This window comes from Nodosilinea sp. LEGE 07298, assembly GCF_015207265.1.
GTDB lineage: Bacteria > Cyanobacteriota > Cyanobacteriia > Phormidesmidales > Phormidesmidaceae > Nodosilinea.
This window is the reverse complement of sequence record NZ_JADEXE010000110.1, coordinates 1-19,074: the sequence shown is the minus strand read 5'-3', so window position 1 is coordinate 19,074 and position 19,074 is coordinate 1. Positions and strand designations below refer to the sequence as shown.

General features: G+C 58.0%; 14 protein-coding genes and 1 pseudogene. 6 read left to right on the top strand and 9 right to left on the bottom strand.

The genetic code is table 11. The features are described 5' to 3' along the window. The coding region (locus tag IQ273_RS16060) for a hypothetical protein (RefSeq protein ID WP_194024182.1) at positions 1-233 on the bottom strand (233 nt) is incomplete at its 3' end. A 254-nt stretch (positions 234-487) separates the two neighbouring features. Here IQ273_RS16060 and IQ273_RS33745 point away from each other — a divergent pair. The 3 genes from IQ273_RS33745 (at position 488) to IQ273_RS16045 (ending at position 7,554) form a co-directional block, all read left to right on the top strand. After that, complete coding sequence (locus IQ273_RS33745; protein WP_228053158.1) at positions 488-1,702, top strand: YbaY family lipoprotein; 1,215 nt, start codon at positions 488-490, stop codon at positions 1,700-1,702. A 259-nt stretch (positions 1,703-1,961) separates the two neighbouring features. Beyond that, positions 1,962-4,502 (top strand): glucosylglycerol hydrolase, encoded by a 2,541-nt coding sequence (gene gghA, locus IQ273_RS16050; protein WP_194024183.1) that lies wholly within the window; start codon positions 1,962-1,964, stop codon positions 4,500-4,502. 496 nt (positions 4,503-4,998) lie between these two features. Continuing rightward, positions 4,999-7,554: a glycogen/starch/alpha-glucan phosphorylase gene (locus IQ273_RS16045; protein WP_194024181.1), complete on the top strand. Its 2,556-nt coding sequence runs from the start codon at positions 4,999-5,001 to the stop codon at positions 7,552-7,554. 70 nt (positions 7,555-7,624) lie between these two features. Here IQ273_RS16045 and IQ273_RS16040 read toward each other — a convergent pair whose 3' ends face one another. The 3 genes from IQ273_RS16040 to IQ273_RS16030 all read right to left on the bottom strand — a co-directional run bounded on the left by IQ273_RS16040 (position 7,625) and on the right by IQ273_RS16030 (position 11,243). Beyond that, positions 7,625-8,818 carry an alpha/beta hydrolase-fold protein gene (locus IQ273_RS16040; RefSeq protein WP_194024180.1) on the bottom strand — a complete coding sequence of 398 codons (1,194 nt, stop codon included), beginning with the start codon at positions 8,816-8,818 and terminating at the stop codon, positions 7,625-7,627. A gap of 178 nt (positions 8,819-8,996) precedes the next feature. Continuing rightward, positions 8,997-10,253 carry an MlaD family protein gene (locus tag IQ273_RS16035; RefSeq protein ID WP_194024179.1) on the bottom strand — a complete coding sequence of 419 codons (1,257 nt, stop codon included), beginning with the start codon at positions 10,251-10,253 and terminating at the stop codon, positions 8,997-8,999. A gap of 111 nt (positions 10,254-10,364) precedes the next feature. Beyond that, complete coding sequence (locus IQ273_RS16030) at positions 10,365-11,243, bottom strand: ABC transporter ATP-binding protein (protein ID WP_194024178.1); 879 nt, start codon at positions 11,241-11,243, stop codon at positions 10,365-10,367. 337 nt (positions 11,244-11,580) lie between these two features. On the opposite strand from IQ273_RS16030, the gene yvcK reads away from it, so the two are divergent. Beyond that, on the top strand, positions 11,581-12,963 hold the full coding sequence (gene yvcK / locus IQ273_RS16025; protein ID WP_194024177.1) for a gluconeogenesis factor YvcK family protein: 1,383 nt from the start codon (positions 11,581-11,583) through the stop codon (positions 12,961-12,963). 102 nt (positions 12,964-13,065) lie between these two features. Here the strand turns inward: yvcK and IQ273_RS16020 are convergent, their stop codons facing one another. Continuing rightward, positions 13,066-13,326 carry a hypothetical protein gene (locus IQ273_RS16020; protein ID WP_194024176.1) on the bottom strand — a complete coding sequence of 87 codons (261 nt, stop codon included), beginning with the start codon at positions 13,324-13,326 and terminating at the stop codon, positions 13,066-13,068. A 288-nt stretch (positions 13,327-13,614) separates the two neighbouring features. Continuing rightward, positions 13,615-13,797, bottom strand: coding sequence for a hypothetical protein (locus tag IQ273_RS16015; protein ID WP_035992372.1), 183 nt, complete (start codon positions 13,795-13,797; stop codon positions 13,615-13,617). A gap of 574 nt (positions 13,798-14,371) precedes the next feature. Between IQ273_RS16015 and IQ273_RS16010 the strand changes: the two genes are divergently transcribed. Next, positions 14,372-14,995 (top strand): NUDIX hydrolase, encoded by a 624-nt coding sequence (locus IQ273_RS16010; RefSeq protein ID WP_194024175.1) that lies wholly within the window; start codon positions 14,372-14,374, stop codon positions 14,993-14,995. Positions 14,996-15,088: 93 nt separating this feature from the next. Here IQ273_RS16010 and IQ273_RS16005 read toward each other — a convergent pair whose 3' ends face one another. Further along, complete coding sequence (locus IQ273_RS16005; RefSeq protein WP_228053156.1) at positions 15,089-17,182, bottom strand: hypothetical protein; 2,094 nt, start codon at positions 17,180-17,182, stop codon at positions 15,089-15,091. 280 nt (positions 17,183-17,462) lie between these two features. On the opposite strand from IQ273_RS16005, the gene IQ273_RS16000 reads away from it, so the two are divergent. After that, positions 17,463-17,675, top strand: a complete 213-nt coding sequence (locus IQ273_RS16000; RefSeq protein ID WP_194024173.1) for a hypothetical protein — start codon at positions 17,463-17,465, stop codon at positions 17,673-17,675. 74 nt (positions 17,676-17,749) lie between these two features. Here IQ273_RS16000 and bioD read toward each other — a convergent pair whose 3' ends face one another. Next, positions 17,750-18,466, bottom strand: coding sequence for a dethiobiotin synthase (bioD, locus tag IQ273_RS15995; RefSeq protein WP_194024172.1), 717 nt, complete (start codon positions 18,464-18,466; stop codon positions 17,750-17,752). A 213-nt stretch (positions 18,467-18,679) separates the two neighbouring features. Beyond that, positions 18,680-19,074, bottom strand: a pseudogene (locus IQ273_RS15990) (serine/threonine protein kinase); the annotation flags it as partial.

Genomic DNA, 19,074 nt, shown 5'->3' with positions numbered 1-19,074 from the left:
GGCGTGGGGCGACTGAACGAACCGCCCCGGCTCATGCCGCCGCTGACCGCTTGTTCGGCGATCGCGCCCTGGGGCAGCAGCCCATCCCTCAGCCACTGTGATTCCACTGTTTTCAAGAAAACCGGCTGGCCCTTCACCACAGGTACCACGCCTAGGTAAACCACCAGGGCAATCAACCCGGTGGCCGCAGCGATCATCAACCACAGCCGCTTAACGCTAGGGGCTACCTGCATCACGGGGTCTCCAAGAATGTTTAGCCGGGCACGATTCTTTGAGTATCTAACAAACCTTAAAGCCCGTGGGTTAACAATCCTAAACTCGCTGCCTGGCCGCGCGATCGCCACCCGTTGCCAAAACCGTAACCCTACATAGGTTTCTTATAGTTCGTTGATAAATTGCTAAAGGACTCAGGGGAGATCCAGTCAGCGTTTTAGCGATATCTCGGCATGACCGTTAATTCCCCAGCTGAACGTTAGGTGTGAGATCAATGATGAACAAGCGAGTATTTTTGGCTCTGGTGGGGGCTGGTCTGGTGACCGCATCCCTGGGCAGTGGAGTGTTGACAACAGAGCAGGCGATCGCCCAAACCCAGCCCGAGTACAACTGCCTGACCCGCGAGGTGTTTACCCCCGAGAAGCAGGCCTGGTGCGATCGCTGGAACACGCTGCAAAATGGCACCTACATCGTGCCCCTAGGCTTTGGCCCCGAGCCTACCTTTGAAACGGTGACGCTCGAAAATGGCGAATACAACCGCCCCGACGAGCTGGTGGTGAGCCTGGCCAGTGAGCCCAACTGGCTGGCCTTTGGCGATATCGACGGCGACGGCAACGACGATGCCGCCGTGATCTTTGGCGTCAACCAGGGGGGCGGCAGCAATCTGGTCACCTATCTGGCAGCGGTAATGGATATTGATGGTGAGGCCGAGGCGCTGCGGCCTGTGGCCCTGGGCGAGCGAATTTTGCTCAATGGCCCCACCACCATTGAAAACCAGCGCATTAACGTTGCGCAGCTAACCCAAACCGAAGTGATCAACCGCAGCTTTGTGGTCGATGGCGGCAGCCTCAGCGAACTGGCTCAGTTACCCAGCCCCGAGCGGGCTGAGGTGCCTGATGGCACCGTCGTGTTTTCTCAAACGCCGACCTATGCAGTGCGAGTGTTTACCCGCGACGGGCAGCCCTACATCAACCTATTCAACAAAGCCAGTGGTCAGCAGGAGCTGAATGGGGTTCGGGCGATCGCAATATCGTCAGTCGAGGGCATCTCGTTCAGCTACGCAGGCTCGACTACCGAAGATCGCCCCTCGGTGCAGGTGAACGTAGCGACAAACGGAGCCCAAACCATTGAGGTGAATGATATGGCGCTAACGGATTCGGCCAGCGTTACCGGTACGGTTACCTACCTGCCCCGCATTGCTATGCCGCCCAATGCCGTACTGGAGGTCAGCCTGCTGGATGTCAGCCGAGCCGATGCCCCGGCGATTACCCTGGCGACTCAAAGTATGGTGTTTGGCGATCGCCAGGTGCCGCTTCCCTTTGAGCTGGTGTACGATCCCGACCAGATTGACCCTCGCTTCAGCTACGCCGTGCAGGCCCGCATTTTGATCGATGGACAGCTGCGCTTTATCAACACCAGCCGGTTTGGGGTGATTACCCAGGGCAACCCAACCGAGGTAGAGGTCAGGGTCGATCCGGTGTCGCAGTAGGTCTCACAATCTGCCTGGGTGTTTTTCGCTGAGTTCAAGACGTTAATTTTGATTACTCAGATAAAAATGCCCATGCAGGGTATGCACAACCGAACAGCCCGCCTAGGGAGGCGACTAGCCTCTGTCGTTGGATATAAATTAGATGAACCTGTGGCTGAAGTCGATCGGGCCAGGAAGGACGCTTGTTAGACTATCGGCAGCCAAAGCATCGTCGAGAGCGTGTAGAACTACCGTGACCGTTAAAGATTCAGCCTCTACCCTGCCCCCTGTAGTCCAACCTTCCCTCCAGCCTCTGGTTTACCTCGTTGAAGACGAAACCCGAACCGTGCTCGACTGGGCGTCGGGCGTGGCCCAGTCTGACGACACCTATTTTAATCGGGGGCAGCGGCTGGCGCGGCGACTGGGTGCCCACTACCGCCGCGACGGGCTAACCGAGTTCGGCTTTTGGACTCCGGAACTGGTCGCCGACATCATTCAGTCGGAGCGCACCCTGGAGCTAGAGATTCTCACCCCGCTGCAGCCGATCGATTTTCGCTCTCCCCAGCAAACGCTCAGGTTCCAGCGCGATCGCCTGCCGGTGATGCAGCAGGGCGAGTTTGTGTGGGCGGTAGTGGCCGGGGTAAAGCCGGGCAGCCGCGATCGCGCCGGTAGCTTTTACTGGCTGCGCTATATCGACGCCGAGGGGCGACTCCACTACATTCGCGACCCGCTGGCCTACTCACTACCCTATGGGGTGTTTGCTCCCGCCGAGGTATACGACCTCAGGCGGCTGCAGCAGCGCCGGGCCGACCTGGGCTACTTGGCCCGCAGCTCTGCCCCTAAAGGCGGCATCGACCCCGAAATTCCCCGCGTGCCTGCCCCCACCAACATTTTGCAAATCCACGTCAAAACGGCCTCCGCCGAGGGCAGTCTGGAGGGGCTTACCCGCATTTACAAGCGCATTTCTGACAAGCTGGCTGCCGAGGAAGACCTTACCCCCGCCGAAGCCGCCTATACCGGCTACGAAGCGGTACAGCTGCTGCCGGTCGAGCCCACCATCGAGTATCGCCGCGAAGATACCAACATCGAGCACGAGTTCTTTGCCATTGTTGAAGACGGCAATCTTCAAGATGCCGAAGATGAAGACTCCAGCACTGGGCTGACCGTTACCCTGCGCCAGCCCAACACCCAAAACTGGGGCTACGACGTGCCCATTTTGGGCTCGGCTGCCACCAACCCGACGGTGTTGGGCAGCCTGCGCCCCGATGAAATTGTGGAGTTTATCGCCACCCTGCACACCTTTTCCACTGGCCCCATTCAGCTGATCTACGACCTGGTCTACGGTCACGCCGACAATCAGGGCATCGAGCTGCTCACCCAGCAGTTCTTCAAAGGCCCCAATATGTATGGGCAAGATCTCAACCACCAGCTGCCCCAGGTACGCGCCCTTTTGCTAGAGATGCAGCGGCGCAAAATTAACACCGGGGCCGACGGCATTCGCGTCGATGGCGGGCAAGACTTTCGCTTTTTTAACCCCCTCAGCGGGCGAGTCGAGCAGGATGACGTCTACCTGCTGGCCATGAGCGACGTGGTGCAGGATATTCAGGGCTACCGGCGACGCATGTTCACCATTTTTGAGGATGGTCGCCCCTGGCCCGAAGCGGGTTGGGAAGAAAAATCGACCTATCGAGAGCTAATCGATGCCAAGCCCGGCTCGTTTCAGTGGGGACCGCTGATTTTTGCCCACAATACTCCTACCCTGAAGGGCTTTTGGGACCGCAAGTGGCGGCGGGTGTGCGAGGTGATTTTTCAGGGCGACCACTGGATTACCGGCTGCGGCAACCACGACACCGTGCGCCGGGGTAACCAGATCGATCTCGATGCCAACATCAACTGGAACCTGGGCAAGACCCTGCCCGAAGCCCTCAACCGGGCCTACAACAACTCGGCTACCCTGCTGTGGGTGCATGGTTTTAGCCCTGGGCTACCGATGGATTTTCTCAACGCTAGCCTGGAAACCCCTTGGGGCTTCTTCCGCAACACCGACGATCGCTACGGAGTCAAGGTGGTCTCTGAAGAGGTGGGCTTCTTGGACTGGGAGATCGAGCCCGAGCTGTACCGCCAGCCCCATGCCTTTCACCAGCTCAAATCTTTGGGGTTTGAATCTCTAGAACAGCTGAAGGATTTTGCCAAGGCCCTGCGAGAGGCGATGGTCGAAACCGACTACAACCTGGAGGAGGTGGCTCAGATTTGCCAGCACTGCCTGGGCGAGGGGGCCGACGGTATGGTGTGCGAGGTGCCCGCCCTCGAAGAGCTAAACCAGCCCAGCCTGCCCCGGTTTTTGGCCACCCTCGACGTGCCCAAGCTGAAGCAGTTTGCTATGGCCTTCATGGAAGATGGCCATGATATTTGCAACGTAGCCCACTATTTTGACCAGGCCAACCCCGATCGCGGCTACTTTGGCATGGCCCTGCGGCAGTTTCGGCGGCAGCGCCCCTGGCTGCGGGAGAATTTGATTGGCCGCGATCGCTTCAACCGCATCAGCGACGACGAGCGCACCATTTTCTACGGCTACCGCATTGAGCCCCACGCTGCCGATCATAGCCCGCCCCAGGAGGTCGTGATGGTTGCCCACATGGGGGGCGCGCCGATGACGGTGAACCTGGGCGATTGGCTACAGCTCGATATGGCGTCTTGGCGCGTGGGCCTAACCACGCCGGGGTTAAACCTGGGATCGCAGCCCGACGATTTGCGCGCCTTTGAGCTGCGCGACAGCCAGGGCGTGCTGCTGGTGAATACTGCAAGCGATCAAGGTAGATGATGGCTAGACTTGGGCATAAAGAGGCACTAGTCAAGGCTGAAATTTAGGGTTAAGACTATTCTTGGGATGTCCTTCCCCTCGGTGCATTGCTGCGCGTTGGCGGAGCCTCGCCTTAGCGTTATGCACCCTACGGCACCCTAATTCTTAGCGTTGACGCTGCACTGGCCTGTGCGTTGTCTCTACGGTCAAACATTCACCCCCCCAAATCGAGTCAAAATCGCTACCTCCCAGGAAACCGGGCTGAATATTGCGGCTGCACAACGTTGCGGCTGCACAACGTTGCGGCTGCACAACGTTGCGGCTGCACAACGTTGCGGCTGCACAACGTTGCGCAGCCGCGACAAAGATGACGACAGGTGAACAAAGCAACTGTTTTTGTAGGTTTTGACATCCGTAAACTAATCTTAAATTGTGCTCTCGGTCACAATTGGCGATCGCGCAATTTGATCTGATCAGTAGGGTCACATTTCGTACCCTGCTCCAGGACGGATCACCTATGGATACCCCTTCTCCGGTAGACGTTGCAGTTGCTACGGCCCTGGCTAAGGAGCGCACCGCCAACGACATTGAGAGTATTAAGCGGGCGTTTTTGAATAACCTGTTTTATGTGCAGGGCAAGCCGGTGTCGTTGGCTACCCAGCACGACTACTATATGGCCCTGGCCTACCTGGTGCGCGATCGCATGTTGCACCGCTGGAACGGCACCGCCGAGAGCTACACCCAACACCGCGCCCGCACGGTGTGCTACCTGTCGGCGGAGTTTTTGATGGGGCCGCACCTGGGCAACAACCTGATCAACATGGGCATTTACGAGCAGGTGCAGCAGGCGATGGCAGAACTGGGCCTCGATTTTGACACCCTGCTGGCCCAGGAGGAAGAGCCGGGGTTGGGGAATGGCGGCCTGGGGCGACTGGCGGCCTGCTACCTCGACTCTTTGGCGTCGTTAGAAGTGCCCTCAGTGGGCTACGGCATTCGCTACGAGTTTGGCATCTTTGAGCAAGACCTGCGCGACGGCTGGCAGGTCGAGCGCACCGACAAGTGGCTGCGCTACGGCAACCCCTGGGAGGTGGCCCGGCCCGAGTGGTCGGTAGAGGTCAAGTTTGGAGGCTACACCGAAACCTACACCGACGACCAGGAGCGCTACCGGGTGCGCTGGGTGCCCAATCGCGAGGTACTGGGGGTGCCCTACGACACGCCGATTTTGGGCTACCAGGTCAACACCGCCAACACCCTGCGCCTGTGGAAGGCTGAAGCGATCGAATCCTTTGACTTTGGCGTGTTTAACCAGGGCAACTACTACGGCGCGGTGGAAGAAAAAGTCGCCTCCGAAAACCTCTCGAAGGTGCTCTACCCCAACGACGAGAAAATTGAGGGCAAGCAGCTGCGCCTGGAGCAGCAGGTTTTCTTTGTCTCCTGCTCCTTGCAGGACATGTTTCGCATTTTGAAAGGGCAGGGTATGGCCGTGGAGCAGTTCCACGAGAAGTTTGCCATTCAGCTCAACGATACCCACCCGGCGATCGCCGCCGCCGAGCTAATGCGCCTGCTGCTCGACGAGTACGGCCTAGATTGGACTTTGGCCTGGGAGATCACTCAAAAAAGCTTGGCCTACACCAACCATACCCTGCTGCCTGAAGCGCTAGAAAAGTGGCCCATCGGCCTGTTCGGCACTCTGCTGCCCCGCCACCTTGAGATCATTTATGAAATCAACAACCGCTTTCTCGATCTGGTGCGAATGAAGTTTCCGAAGGATGCTGAGCGCCTGGCCCGGATGTCGCTGATTGATGAAAGCGGCGATCGCTACGTGCGGATGGCCAACCTAGCCTGCGTCAGCAGCCACACCATCAATGGCGTTGCCGCCCTGCACAGCGAGCTGCTCAAAGAAACCGTGCTGCGCGACTTCTACGAGCTGTTTCCCGAAAAGTTTTGCAACATGACCAACGGCGTAACCCCCCGCCGCTGGATGGTGCTCAGCAACCCCCGCCTGAGCAAGCTGATTTCGGGGCGAATTGGCGATCGCTGGATCAAGCACCTCGACGACCTCAAACAAATTGAACCGCTGGCCGACGACGCTGGCTTCCGCGACGAGTGGCGCACCATTAAGCAGGCGGTCAAGCGCGACCTGGCCAGCCGCATCCACAGCCAGCACGGCATTTTGGTTGACCCCGCCTCGCTGTTCGACGTGCAGGTGAAGCGCATTCACGAGTACAAGCGCCAGCACCTCAACGCCCTGCACATGGTCACCCTCTACAGCCAGCTCAAGCAAAACCCTGGCCTCGACATCACCCCGCGCACGTTTATCTTTAGCGGCAAGGCAGCCCCCGGCTACGCTATGGCCAAGCTGATGATCAAGTTGATTACCGCCGTGGGCGACATGGTCAACAGAGACCCCGACCTGCGCAACCAGCTCAAGGTGATTTTTTTGCCCAACTACAACGTCACCAACAGCCAGCGGATTTACCCGGCCTCTGATTTGTCAGAGCAGATTTCCACCGCCGGGTTCGAGGCCTCGGGCACCGGCAACATGAAGTTTGCCATGAACGGGGCGCTCACCATCGGCACCCTGGATGGGGCCAATGTCGAAATTCGCAACGCCGTGGGGGCCGAAAATTTCTTTCTATTTGGCCTTACCGCCCCCGAGGTGGTGGCCCTCAAGGCTGAGGGCTACAGCCCCTACAGCTACTACCAGCGCAATGCGTTGCTCAAAGATGCGATCGACCTGATCGCCTCTGGCCACTTTTCCCACGGCGATCGCGACCTGTTTCGCCCCCTGCTCGACAAGCTGCTGTACCACGACCCCTTTATGCTGCTGGCCGACTACCAAGCCTATATCGACTGCCAGCAAACCGTGGGCCAGGCCTACAGCGATACCGACAGCTGGACCCGAATGGCGATTCTCAACGCGGTGCGGATGGGGAGCTTTTCGAGCGATCGCTCCATCGCCGAGTACTGCAGCGACATTTGGAAGGTAACCCCCTTCCCTGTCGGCCTGGTCGACTACGGCGAACTCGGCAGCGACTCCAGCGGCGGCAAGCTCACCTGCAAGCTGAGCTGATCTCCCTTTTCTGCCCCCCTACTCCCTTGCTCCCCCACCCTACTCTGCTGCCTCGCTAGCCTAAATCACCCTAAATCGGCGGCACCGCTGGCAAGCCTGGCACTTCGCCGATCTGCTCCAGGCTGCTGGCCCTAAATTCAGTTTGGGTCAAAAAGCGCAGCGTCTCCTGATACATGGGTTTCCAGTAGCCGTTTCTCATGTTTTGGCTTTTCTCCAACGGGTCAACCATCGGGTGGGGCACCAGGGCGGCGCTGGGGAAGGTGTACAGATAGTGGTTGTCGTAGCGTTTAAAGAGTGATGCGCGGGTTAGCGACCGGGCGAAACTCTGGTTGGTTTGAAGGTCGGCGGCGTCTTCGTTTTCGGTCAAAATCATCAGCGTGGGCTTGGGCCGGAGGGCGGCCACGTTGTCGTTTTTTCGCACAAAAGCACCGAACTGGTTGGCGGCGGTGAAGCAGCCCAGCGGAAACTGTAAATCGTCCCAGCCAAACTCTCGAATATCGAGGGGGCCAGCCAGGTTAACGTAGCGCTCGCGGGTTTCGCCATACACCTCTAGCAGCGGCGCAAAGGCAACGACCTTGGCCACCCGCTGCGGATTTTTGGCTCCCAGGGCCAGGGCCACAGCCCCACCCACCGACAGGCCAACGGTGTAGACTGGCCCCGGCATGGCCTCTAGCTCGCTCAGGCGAGACTGGCCGTCGCGCAGGTAGTCGAGGTGCGACGAGACAAAATAGCGGTCAAACTCGGGGGCGTTTTCTTTCTCGATCGCCGCAATGATGTCGAGCAGGCGGGGTTCTAGCTGGCGCAGGCGGGCCACCAGCCCCATCATTTGAACCGGCGTGGGCGATACTGCACCCCCCTCGCTGGCCGTCGCCATATTGGTCAGAAAGGTTTGCAGTACCGGGTCAGCGTCGACTTTTTGGCGCAGAGGAATCAAAATCTCGGGCTTGAGGTCGACCTGGGGCCAGTACTGGTCGGGAATGCGGTAGGCGTGCCCCGCCAGCGTTGCCTGGTAAACGTTGAAGCCATTGCGGAATAGGTAGTCGGCCAGCCGCGACATCTGGTGGGGCTTGGCGCTAAACCCATGGAACATCAAGACGGTGCCCTTGATTGGGGTATTGGCGTCGTGAAACAGGTAGTAGGGCAGAGCGCCCTCTCGACGGTCGGGGTGGCTAGCTAGGGTTTGGATATAGGCGTCAATGCGCTGCCGGGTGGCCTGGAGTTGGGCCTCGGTCGGCGTGGTGGGGCTAGCTTGCAGAGTGACCATAGACCTAAGGAAGTGGGGACTACACTTAAGCTATCGCTGAAACCCTGCGATCGCCCTTATATCTCTAAGGGTCTCTACAAAAGCGTCTCGACAAAGGCCCTGGCGCAAAGTTCTACATCAGCGCGTTGGCGCAGCCCCCTTGAGGAATTGCAGGCCTAGGCCATCACAAAAACAGGCCCTAACGGGGCTGAATTGAGTGCACGTTGATCTGGTAGGTCTGCCCCTGGTGGGTTACCGTTACTGGGGTTGGGCCAGCTCCGCTAGCGGCGGCGGGGCCAGACACGGGGGTAAACGTCACCCGCTCCACCTGCTCCCCAGCGGCGGGGGTGAGCGAGCCCGCCACCTGGCCAGCCTGTTCGAGCTGGTGGGTCAGCGAAACCAGGTCGCTGAGGCCGTTGATCAAGTCGCGCAGGTTGCGGCGCAGGGTCGGGTCGCCCGTGAGTTCGTCCACATCGGCAATTACCTTATGGGCACTTTGAAACACGCTGCGGGCCGAGTCTAAGGTTTGCTGCAGCATGATCAGGTTGGCGGGGCTGTTAAAGGTGCCCGTAATCGAGCGAATATCGGCAGCGGCCAGGGCGGCATTAGCGGAGAGCAGCTCAAGGTTAGTTAACAGTTCGCCGTCTTGGATGGCTGGTCGGAGCGTTGCGGTAATCGCCTCTAGATTGGTGGCGCTGCGGTTAACGTTGTCGAGGGTGGTAGCCAGGGTGCCCCGGTTGGTCAACACTAGGCGGTTGATCTCGTTGCCGGTAATCTCAAACTCAGCCGCAGCATCGGCAACGTTGTCGGTGGCGCGATTGGCCGAGGCCATCAGCGGTCCCAGGTCGGTGCGCAACTGCTGCGACAGCACAATCAGCTCCGCAGACAGCAGGTTGGCCGTCTCGGTTAGGGTGGCCGCGTTGTCGAGGGTGACCTTCAGGTCGTTGACAAGCTCTGGATCAGAAAAGGTGCTGGCCAACTCTTCCGCCGAGCGAAGCAGCGACTCATAGCTAGCCCCGACGGTGCCAATCAGGCGATCGCCATTGCAGATAATCGTCTCAGGGCAATCTTCTGCGATCGGGCTGAGGGCCAACTCTGGCGGCGTCAGCGGGCGCAGGGGGGTAATGTCGATGGTGGTGTCGCCAATCAGGCCCGACTGGTTCACCAGAATAGATGAGTCGCGCGGAATGCGCAGATCGCTATCGATAATTTCCACCGCCACATCAACAGCGTTGGTGCCAGGGTTAATGCTGAGCACTCGCCCCACCGGCACCCCCCGGTAGCGCACATTGGTACCATCCTGCATGCCCAACGTGTTGGCAAACACAAACGTCGCCCGGTAGGTGCGCTGGCCGGGGTTGAGCCCGCGCAGCCACAGCACCAGCCCGCCGAACAACCCTACCGCAATTAAGATTAGCAGCCCCACCGACCCTTCTCGAATTGCCCTTGCCCGCATGGTGCCCCTTACCCTTACCCCTAAATTAATTCAGTCACAATCCCATTCTCCCCTGAATCAGCCCTACCCTCCTGGTTCAAAAATAGATCGGGCTAGGGGAGGCTAAGGCCTTTATTGAGTCATTTGAATCGGTCCCTCGATCTGGCCACTAAAGAACTGGCGCACAAAGGGGTTGTCGGTTGCATCGACCTCCGCTACCGGCCCCTGCCACTGAATACGACCCCGGTGCAGAAAAATAACGCGATCGGCGGTGCGGCGAATGGTGCTGTCCTGGTGAGTGACAATCAGGTAGGAGCTGCATCCATTGCTGCCTTTAATGGAGCGAATCAAGTCTTCGATCACCGTTGAGGCGATCGGATCAAGCCCTGCCGTTGGCTCATCGTACAGCAGCAGCGCTGGTCGATCCTGAGGATTTTCGGGGTTCGACACAATGGCTCTGGCAAAGCTGACCCGTTTGCGCATGCCCCCCGATAGCTCCGCCGGATAGCTTTTGCCGGTTCCCGGTAGGCCTACCATTTCGAGCACATCATCCACAATATTGCGAATTTGTGAAGCGGGCAGATCAGAGTGTTGATAGAGCAAAAAACCCACGTTTTCTTCTACCGTGAGCGAATCAAACAGAGCCGCCTGCTGAAACACCATCCCAATGCCCACCGGGTCGGTTGAATCTTCAATTAGCCCCTCTCGCCTGCGCCCCTGCACGTAGATTTCGCCCTCGTCGGCGGAAAGCAGCCCGGCAATAATTCTTAAAATCGTTGATTTACCGGTACCTGAGGGACCAATAATTGCCACGGCTTCACCCCGATACAGGGTTAGATCGACGTTATCAAGCACCTGGTTGGTGCCAAACCGCTTAGAAATACCCCGCAGTTCGAGCAGCACCTCGCTGCCACAGTCGGGTGGAACCAGATCATTCTGGGAGGATACCCCTAACGCCAAGGATGCAGCTGGCTGCCCAATATCAGGGCTGTGATCGTGGGAATCGGGCATAGACCTTACCGATGTGTGTACCCATACAGGCCTGGCGATATCCCCGCCCAGGCCTGTTGACCAAAGCGGGTGACTTTACCAGGTATTAACAGCTTTGGGGGCATATCCATGCTTTGACTCTATCAAATAGCCGCTAAAATCGAAGGCGCTGGTGCTCAATCCTATCAAAGGCGGCTTAAACTATCCGAGGGTGTTTTAAGCCATATCGCAAAGGCGAGTCGTCAGGATTGGCCAAATTTCGGCTTGGGTAGGGCAGCTAAATGGCCGAAGGCAGCAGCAAACGACTGTTTTTACCTGCCTCTTAGGTTGGTCAGCTCGCTATCGGCCTCGTTAATACATGCGCTTAAAACCCTTCTATAAGGCCCTGACCCGGCTGTTTCGTCAGGTCAGGCAGGAGACCTTGACTCTGGCCCCACCACGACAAGTCAATCGGCTGATGTGGTGGCTGGCTCCGGGGCTGCTGGTCAAGCGATGGCTGTTTCTCAGTATGGCTGGTGTGCTGCTAGTGGGGCTGGGAGCCATGATCTGGCTGCGGCTAACGCCAGTGTTTTTTACGGGACAGCTGCTGGGGGCGGCGCTGCGCGCGTTTACCACCCACGTGCCCAACTACGTTAGCGGTCCAGTGGGCATTTTGCTGGGGCTAGGGCTCATTTTTTGGGGCCAAAGCCGCACCGTGGGTGCCATTACCGATGTGCTGATTCCGGGCAATGAGGAAGAGCTGCTCGATGCCCTGCTAACCCAGCGGCGGCTGGCGCGGGGGCCAAAGATTGTCGTGGTTGGCGGCGGTACCGGACTGTCTAATCTGCTGCGCGGCATGAAGCGGTACAGCTCTAACATTACCGCCATTGTCACCGTGGCCGACGATGGCGGGTCTTCGGGGCGGCTGCGGCGCGAAATGGGGATGCTGCCTCCAGGCGATATTCGCAACTGCCTGGCGGCTTTAGCCGACGAAGAGAAGCTGCTTACTGAGCTGTTTCAGTATCGATTTGAGGCGGGTAGCGGACTGGTGGGTCACAGCTTTGGCAACCTGTTTCTGACGGCCATGAACGAGATTACGGGTGACCTGGAGCAGGCCATTGCCGCCAGTTCTAAGGTGCTGGCGGTGCGAGGTCAGGTGCTGCCAGCGACTTCGGTAGACGTGCAGCTGTGGGCCGAGCTAGGTGACGGTCGTCGCATTGTGGGCGAGTCAAAAATCACTGAGGCGCGGGGCCGGATTGTACACATTGGCTGCCTGCCGCCCAATCCGCCGCCGCTACCCAAGGCGATTAAAGCGATCGAAGAGGCCGACTACATTGTGATTGGCCCCGGCAGCCTGTACACCAGCATTATTCCTAACCTGCTGGTGCCCGATTTGGTGAAGGCGATCGCAGCCCGGCAGGTACCGCGCATCTATGTGTGCAACATTATGACCGAGCCCGGCGAGACCGATGGGTTTTCGGTGTCTGACCACATTCGGGCGATCGACTCGGCCTGCGGCTGCTACCTTTTTGACGCGGTACTGGTACAAAAGGTGATGCCCTCCGACCCGGTAATTAGCCACTACGCCCGGGCGGGAGTAGGGCCAGTGCTACTCGATCGCGCCGCCATTCTCGACTCGGGTCGGCGCATTATTGCGGCCAACGTCATGGAAGAGCGCGACGATCTAACCGTTCGCCACCACAGTGAGCGGCTGGCGCGGGTGCTGCTGCGCTGGTATACCCGCACCCAGCGTATGTGGTAGGAAGGGGTGTAGGGGTGTCAGGTTTAAGGTTCAAGGTTCAAGGTGCAGGGGCGCACCCAATACCTTGAACCTCAAACCTTGAACCTTAAACCTGTGTAATTCCTAGGAAGGGTCGGTGTTAAACCGTCGCCCCACCCAGCCGACAATACCGCTGGCGATCGCCCCGGCCATCAGCACGCTGAGAGCAGGCAAAATTAGCGGGTTCCACAATGAGTACCAGAGATCGAGGCCCAGGTCGAGGTTCATGCTGCGCCCCAGCACAGCCACTACGAACCAGCCCAGACTGAGCAGCACCAGCCCCAGATCGGCTACCAGTACCCAGCTAATCAGGCTAGAAATGCGTTGCGTTATGGGAGTTTTCATGGGTGTACTGCTAAGTTAGCCGTGGACAAAATGTACAGAAGAGGCAGCGCCAGTTAGGCCGCTTATAGCCATAGTCACTTCGGTTAGGACATCCAGAAACGTTCGAACGTTTGAACGTTTTGAGGGGAAATGTCTTAGCCAGACTGGCTACAGCTATACCCTAGATCTGATCCTAAAGCAAAAATAGGCTGCTCTAGGGCTAGAGCAGCCTACCAAAAAGACTAAGTTATTAACAGATTGATACAAAAATTGCCTTGGACTAAGGCAAATAGCCAGCTCAGCGTTAGCCTACGCCTCTAGGTTCTGAATCAGCAGATTGTCGGGGTCAACGTAGTGGCAAACAGCATCATCTACGCAAATGAGGGCCCAGCCTGAGGCTTCAATGCTGACTAATTCGTAATCGGCATCTTGCACAAAAAATCCCTTATGGTTCCGAGTTTCGGGCTTGATTCCAACGGGGTTACCAGACATGACTTATGCTCTCCAGAAAATAGCGACCAGCAATGAGTAAAGAAAAGCTTATGGCTTACTTGAGGAAATCCTATCATTGCCTTCATGAGAATTTTATTAAGTAATTTAAGGCTTTATTGCATTAAGCAGTCACAGAACCACCCAAGACCGCGATCGCGTGCTCACTACTAGCCGTCAATCCCTTGATTTATGGCTTATTGAGGCTCCATGCACACATTTTTTGCCGTCAAGAGAAGGTTAACTTAAGTTTTTTAAACACTTATGAGTTTCAGAATTTTTCGGGAAAAGCGGTAGAAATACTTACCAATTTATCATGGTTTCCTTGGATTTCAAGCTGTTCTAGCTTGATCCCCGTAGGGCCTATACCTAGGAAGATGTCAATGTAACAGCATTTTTGATGCTAATTTTGACGCCAGCCTTGTCAGACAAATTCAGCTACCACAACCGACTAGTACCCGTGCATTAGCGATACCTTAGGCGCAATTGGAAAGCTTTTAGCAGTCTTTAAGACATAAAAAGTGGCTCATCTATACAATTTGGCAGATACCGCTTTTTACACTCCACTACTATCGCTATGACATCACCGTGGCTCAGCTGGATTCAACAACTTCAGGGCGTTGCCCAAACCGGGTTGCACTACAAAAATCATCCTTTTGATACAGAGCGCTATAGGCAGGTGCAGGAAATCGCCGACGCTATGCTGGCTGCGATCGCCAATGCTGAACCCCAGCTTTTGACCGACCTGCTGCACCAGGATGTCGGTCACGCCACCCCCAAAATCGAGGTGCGCGGCGTTGTCTTTCGTGAGGGCAAACTGCTGATGGTACAAGAAAGCTCTGACGGTCGGTGGTCATTGCCTGGCGGCTGGGCCGATATCGGCGACTCACCTAGTCGAGCCGTGGAGCGCGAAATTTTTGAAGAGTCGGGCTATACCACCCGCGCCACGCGGCTGCTGGCCGTCTACGATCGCGCCAACCCCCGTCACGGCCACCCGCCCGCCCCGTACCACAGCTATAAGCTGTTTTTTCGCTGCGAAATTGTCGGTGGCCAGCCCACATCCAGCTACGAAACCACCGCGATCGACTTTTTTGGCCCCGACGCTATTCCACCGCTGTCGCCGGGCCGCAACGGCCTCAATCAAATCAATCGCTTCTTCGACTTTTGGGATCACCCTGACCAACCCGTCGAGTTTGACTGAAGCTGATAGAGCTGATAGAGACCCCATGATGGCGATCGCTATCACGGGGTCTCCTATCTAATTGAGTTCTGGCTCACTGAGTTCTGCACCAACTTATCCGCTCTTTCGCAACGCCCCTTGAAACACCCGCTGCTCCACTGGCTCTGTCTCAGAGGGCACGAGCCGCAGCGGGCTGAGGCGATTCGGACGGGCGGCCAGCGGTTCGTAGGCAATGGTGATAGGAAAATCGCGCTGTTCAAAGACCTCTAGCAGCTGCTGGCGGGGCAGCTCTGCCGGGTCAACAAAGGCGGAATTGTAGTCAAAGAAGGCCTGGCGATCGCCCTCAACCTGCACGCCGCTGGCTCGCATATTTTCGTCGTAGGTGAGGGTGTAGTTGACGAAATCAGGTTGGCGATCGCCCAGCTGAATGCGGTCTTCGATCGCCATACGGTTTTTCACGGTGAGGGTGTACTGACTGGGGGCTAAATTGTCGTCAGCAAAGTAGAGGCGCTTGAGCTCACTATTGGCGGCGAGGGCAACGCGCTGACCTGCCGCTAGCCTGAGACCACTGAGTTCAAACCCCGAGCTTTTAGACACCTGGCGATCGGTGAGCGAAAACCCGGTCTCTGGAGTCGACGAGTCGAACCGGTAGGCGCGGGTTTCGTCGGTCAGATTGATCGTCAGGCGAGGAATCTCGGCAGCCCAACTGGCCACAAATGTAAGTTCTGGACCAGTGGGGTTGGCCACCAAAAACAGAGTCAGACTCTGATCAGGGCTAAGCACCAGGTCTTCAATGGTGGCTGTATACCCCGGCCCAGCCAGCTGTAGCGTCGCCGGTTGCTGCGGGCTGCGGGCAGTAGCCCCGGTCAGCGTGACTTCAAGGGGCTGCCCCAGGGTTTCGGTGGGCAGGCGATAGCTAGCGGGTACCTCGCGGTTGAGGCCGCCCTTAAAGGGCACCAGGGCAACGGTATCGAGGTTACTGAAAGCATCTGGCCCCGCTTGCCCTGCAACCTGAGAGCCGAGGTAGGGGGCTACCGTGAGCACCCCTTCGCCGACCAGCGTAATGTCTACGGTGGGTTCAGGTGCGCCTTCGACTTCAACGTTGGGGCCGCAAAAGGGGCAGGTGAACGGGCCAATCGTCGAAAGCTGGCTCTCGGCCGGGGGCTGTCGCCACGATCGCTGGGTTAGATCTAGAGTTTTGCTCTGGGCGTCGCCTCCAAACGATGGGCCGCTGACAGTGGGCTGGTAGGTCCAGGTATCGGCCTGGGTATCAAACTCGACGTGGAGATCGGTGGGGCTGCTGGTGCGACCGGCCGGGTAGTTGCTGTCGTAGACGTAGACCCAGTATTGGCCATTGCCCTGGTCTTCGACTCGATAGGGGGTGAGGGCATGGCCCTCGCTCAGCGCCCCATTGAGCAGGTGGTAGACCCCCATGGTAAACGGGTCGCCCGAGCCGGTCAGAAATACTCGCGCGACCTGCAGCAAAATCTGGGTGGGGGTAAAGGTCTCGCGCACCGTCTGGGTAGGCTGAAATACTTCGTTCACCCCCTGCATCAAAAATAGGTTGGCGACAAAGGTTTGCAGATCAAACAGCGTGCGGGCCAGGCCAAACACCGTGCGCCCCAGCAAACCATTGACCAATCGCTGCCACCAGGGAATGCGCGGCTGGGCCGGTTGCCACAGGTCGAGCACCGCCGCCGCCATCCCTTCCGAGAGCCCCTGATCCATGCGGTCTAGCTGGGTTGTTAGCCAGTTTTGGGCGGCGGCCGTGAGTACACAGGTGGCCGATTCGCCCACGCAGACCTGGGTGCCAAACAGCTGCAGCAGCTGCTCGGTCAGCACCTCCTCCCAAGCCTGGGCGTTGCGGTTACGGTCAATGGCCTGAATCAGCTCTTGGTTAGTAAACTGAAACCCATTCACCGCTGGGTCAAAATTGGGCAGCGCTACGGCACCGTCTGGCAACTGTTCGAGCTGAGCCAGCCAGTTGGGGCTGGCTGAAGAGGCCGCCGGAGTGACCTTCGGAGCGGCCACTGGGGTGGCCACAGCGGGTCGATTGGCGACGGCCAAAGCCATAAAGGGCGACAGCTGTACGGTCATAAAAGCGGTTAGCAGCATAACCGCTGGCAAACGCCACCCGCGCCATCGCATAACAGCGGCCTTGAACTCAAGACCGTCTAACCAGGAGGTCACAACGCTAAGATTAGCCACCGTGTTGTCATTGCCCCCTACACTGCCTAGTGATTCTAACCAGAGCCATAGCTGGCCTTACCGCCGCCGCAACAGGCTGTCCGTAGGACCATTTAACAAATATAAAGAAAGCTTAAAAAAACTCACCAAAATCATTTGGATTATTAATTTTTTCCTTATATGGTTAGAGCAGATTTGCACTCTGTGAAGTTCAGTTGTCGCCTGGTTAAGATAGAGTGCCTGGCGATCGCAGAGTTTTTGTGCAGATCACAGCAATACCAGGGTGTTTCGAGGATTAGTTATGTTTTTTCACATTCCCCCCGCTCTGCCTCCTGCTGCCATTAGCGGATCAGCGTTTGTTCAAGTCGAGATGGTAAGTACCGACAGCGACGATTGCACCCAAGGTAGTCGCGACTGCTTCCCCAAAGATCGAGTTGGAGTTGTCTCCCAAACGACGATGTTGCCCATCCCGATGCAGTCCAGCGATATTGAAGAGATCGTTCGCGCCTTTTGAGGGCTGCGGATATTGGCGATCGCAGGCCTAGACGATAACCAAGTTCCAACTTAGAACTAGCCGCTGGGGAACCCTCAGCGGCTTTTTGCAGGGGTGAGGCCGAGGGCAGGGGTCAAAGCCTCAATCTCTAGGGCCGCCGCTGCCGCTGCCAAAGCTTCAGTAGATTCGGGATCGGGCAGGTAGGGCAGGGTGCCCAACACCGGGGTTTGGGCTAAATTCATGATCAAACTGGCCGGTGCCCACTGGTCAATCTCCTGGGTAGTCAGGGGCTGGGGGCAGTTGAGCACAATGCCGCGCAGGTCTACGCCACTCTGGCGAGCCAGAGCCACGTTGGCGACGGTCTGGGCGATCGCGCCCAGTTTGACCGGTACCACCAGCACCACGGGCAGGTGCCAGGCTGCCGCCAAATCGGCCACGGTCAGCTCATAGGTCACGGGTGACCCCAGCCCCCCTAGCCCCTCCACCAGCACCCAGGGGTGCTGCTGAGTGCTGGCCTCAAGCGCACGCCAGGCCGAGGTTAAGTCCACACTGCGGCCCTCTAGGGCGGCAGCCAAAGGCGGGGCCAACGGTGCCTCGAAATACTGAGGGGTGATGGTTTCTAGGCTGATTTGAGGAAAAAACAGGCGCTGGTACAGCTCGCGATCGCCCACCCCCGACTGAAACGGCTTCAGCACCGCCGGAGCCTGAGCAGGCCGGTGCCGCTGCCAATAGGCCAGCAGGGCGCTAGCCACCACAGTTTTGCCCACTTCGGTGTCGGTACCTGCCACCAGCAATGCGTTGAGAGAGGTCATAGGTGTTGTGATTGTGACTTGAGCAAGGGGATTGGTTTAGGGTTCAAACTGTCAGGTGCCAGACCAAACCCGAGCTATTAGCCCTAGTGCAGCGTCAAGCTTAACTTGTAGGGTGCATAACGCTAAGGCGAGGCTCCGCCAACGCGAAGCAATGAACCTCAGAGAAGCCATGCTAGGAATAGTCACACCCTAAATTTCACCATTGACAGAGCACTAGTTTGCCGACACCCGCAGCACGTAGTTAGAGGGGCGCGGCGACGAGACATCCACCAAGTAGTCGCCGCTGGTGGGCAGTTGCCCCTGCCACGACAGCACCCGCGAAGCATCGGGAATTAGTTCGCCGTTGGGAAAGCGCACATCGAGGGTGACCGGGCCGCTGACGGTGGGCAGGTCCAGGGCTAAAACCTGGCCCTCCTGGGCATTGATGACGTAGCGGCGAGTGCGGTCTTCGTTGACCTGCCCCGACACCTGCACACTGGTTTGCCCTGGTGGAATTTGCACCCGTTGTTGAGTCACATTGGGGTTGGGGTTGGGGGCAGGCTCAGGCTCGGGATTGGGCACTACCGGCGGCGGCTCCACGGTGGGGTCGGGCTGCGGCTCTTCGGTAG

Excerpts from the sequence above, each read along its gene's own strand:
- IQ273_RS16020 (WP_194024176.1), bottom strand. The coding sequence starts at position 13,326 with ATGAAAACTCCCATAACGCAACGCATTTCTAGCCTGATTAGCTGGGTA.
- bioD (WP_194024172.1), bottom strand. The coding sequence starts at position 18,466 with ATGACCTCTCTCAACGCATTGCTGGTGGCAGGTACCGACACCGAAGTG.
- IQ273_RS16000 (WP_194024173.1), top strand. The coding sequence starts at position 17,463 with ATGTTTTTTCACATTCCCCCCGCTCTGCCTCCTGCTGCCATTAGCGGA.
- IQ273_RS16035 (WP_194024179.1), bottom strand. The coding sequence starts at position 10,253 with ATGCGGGCAAGGGCAATTCGAGAAGGGTCGGTGGGGCTGCTAATCTTA.
- IQ273_RS16010 (WP_194024175.1), top strand. The coding sequence starts at position 14,372 with ATGACATCACCGTGGCTCAGCTGGATTCAACAACTTCAGGGCGTTGCC.
- IQ273_RS16045 (WP_194024181.1), top strand. The coding sequence starts at position 4,999 with ATGGATACCCCTTCTCCGGTAGACGTTGCAGTTGCTACGGCCCTGGCT.
- IQ273_RS16030 (WP_194024178.1), bottom strand. The coding sequence starts at position 11,243 with ATGCCCGATTCCCACGATCACAGCCCTGATATTGGGCAGCCAGCTGCA.
- IQ273_RS33745 (WP_228053158.1), top strand. The coding sequence starts at position 488 with ATGATGAACAAGCGAGTATTTTTGGCTCTGGTGGGGGCTGGTCTGGTG.
- IQ273_RS16015 (WP_035992372.1), bottom strand. The coding sequence starts at position 13,797 with ATGTCTGGTAACCCCGTTGGAATCAAGCCCGAAACTCGGAACCATAAG.
- IQ273_RS16040 (WP_194024180.1), bottom strand. The coding sequence starts at position 8,818 with ATGGTCACTCTGCAAGCTAGCCCCACCACGCCGACCGAGGCCCAACTC.
- yvcK (WP_194024177.1), top strand. The coding sequence starts at position 11,581 with ATGCGCTTAAAACCCTTCTATAAGGCCCTGACCCGGCTGTTTCGTCAG.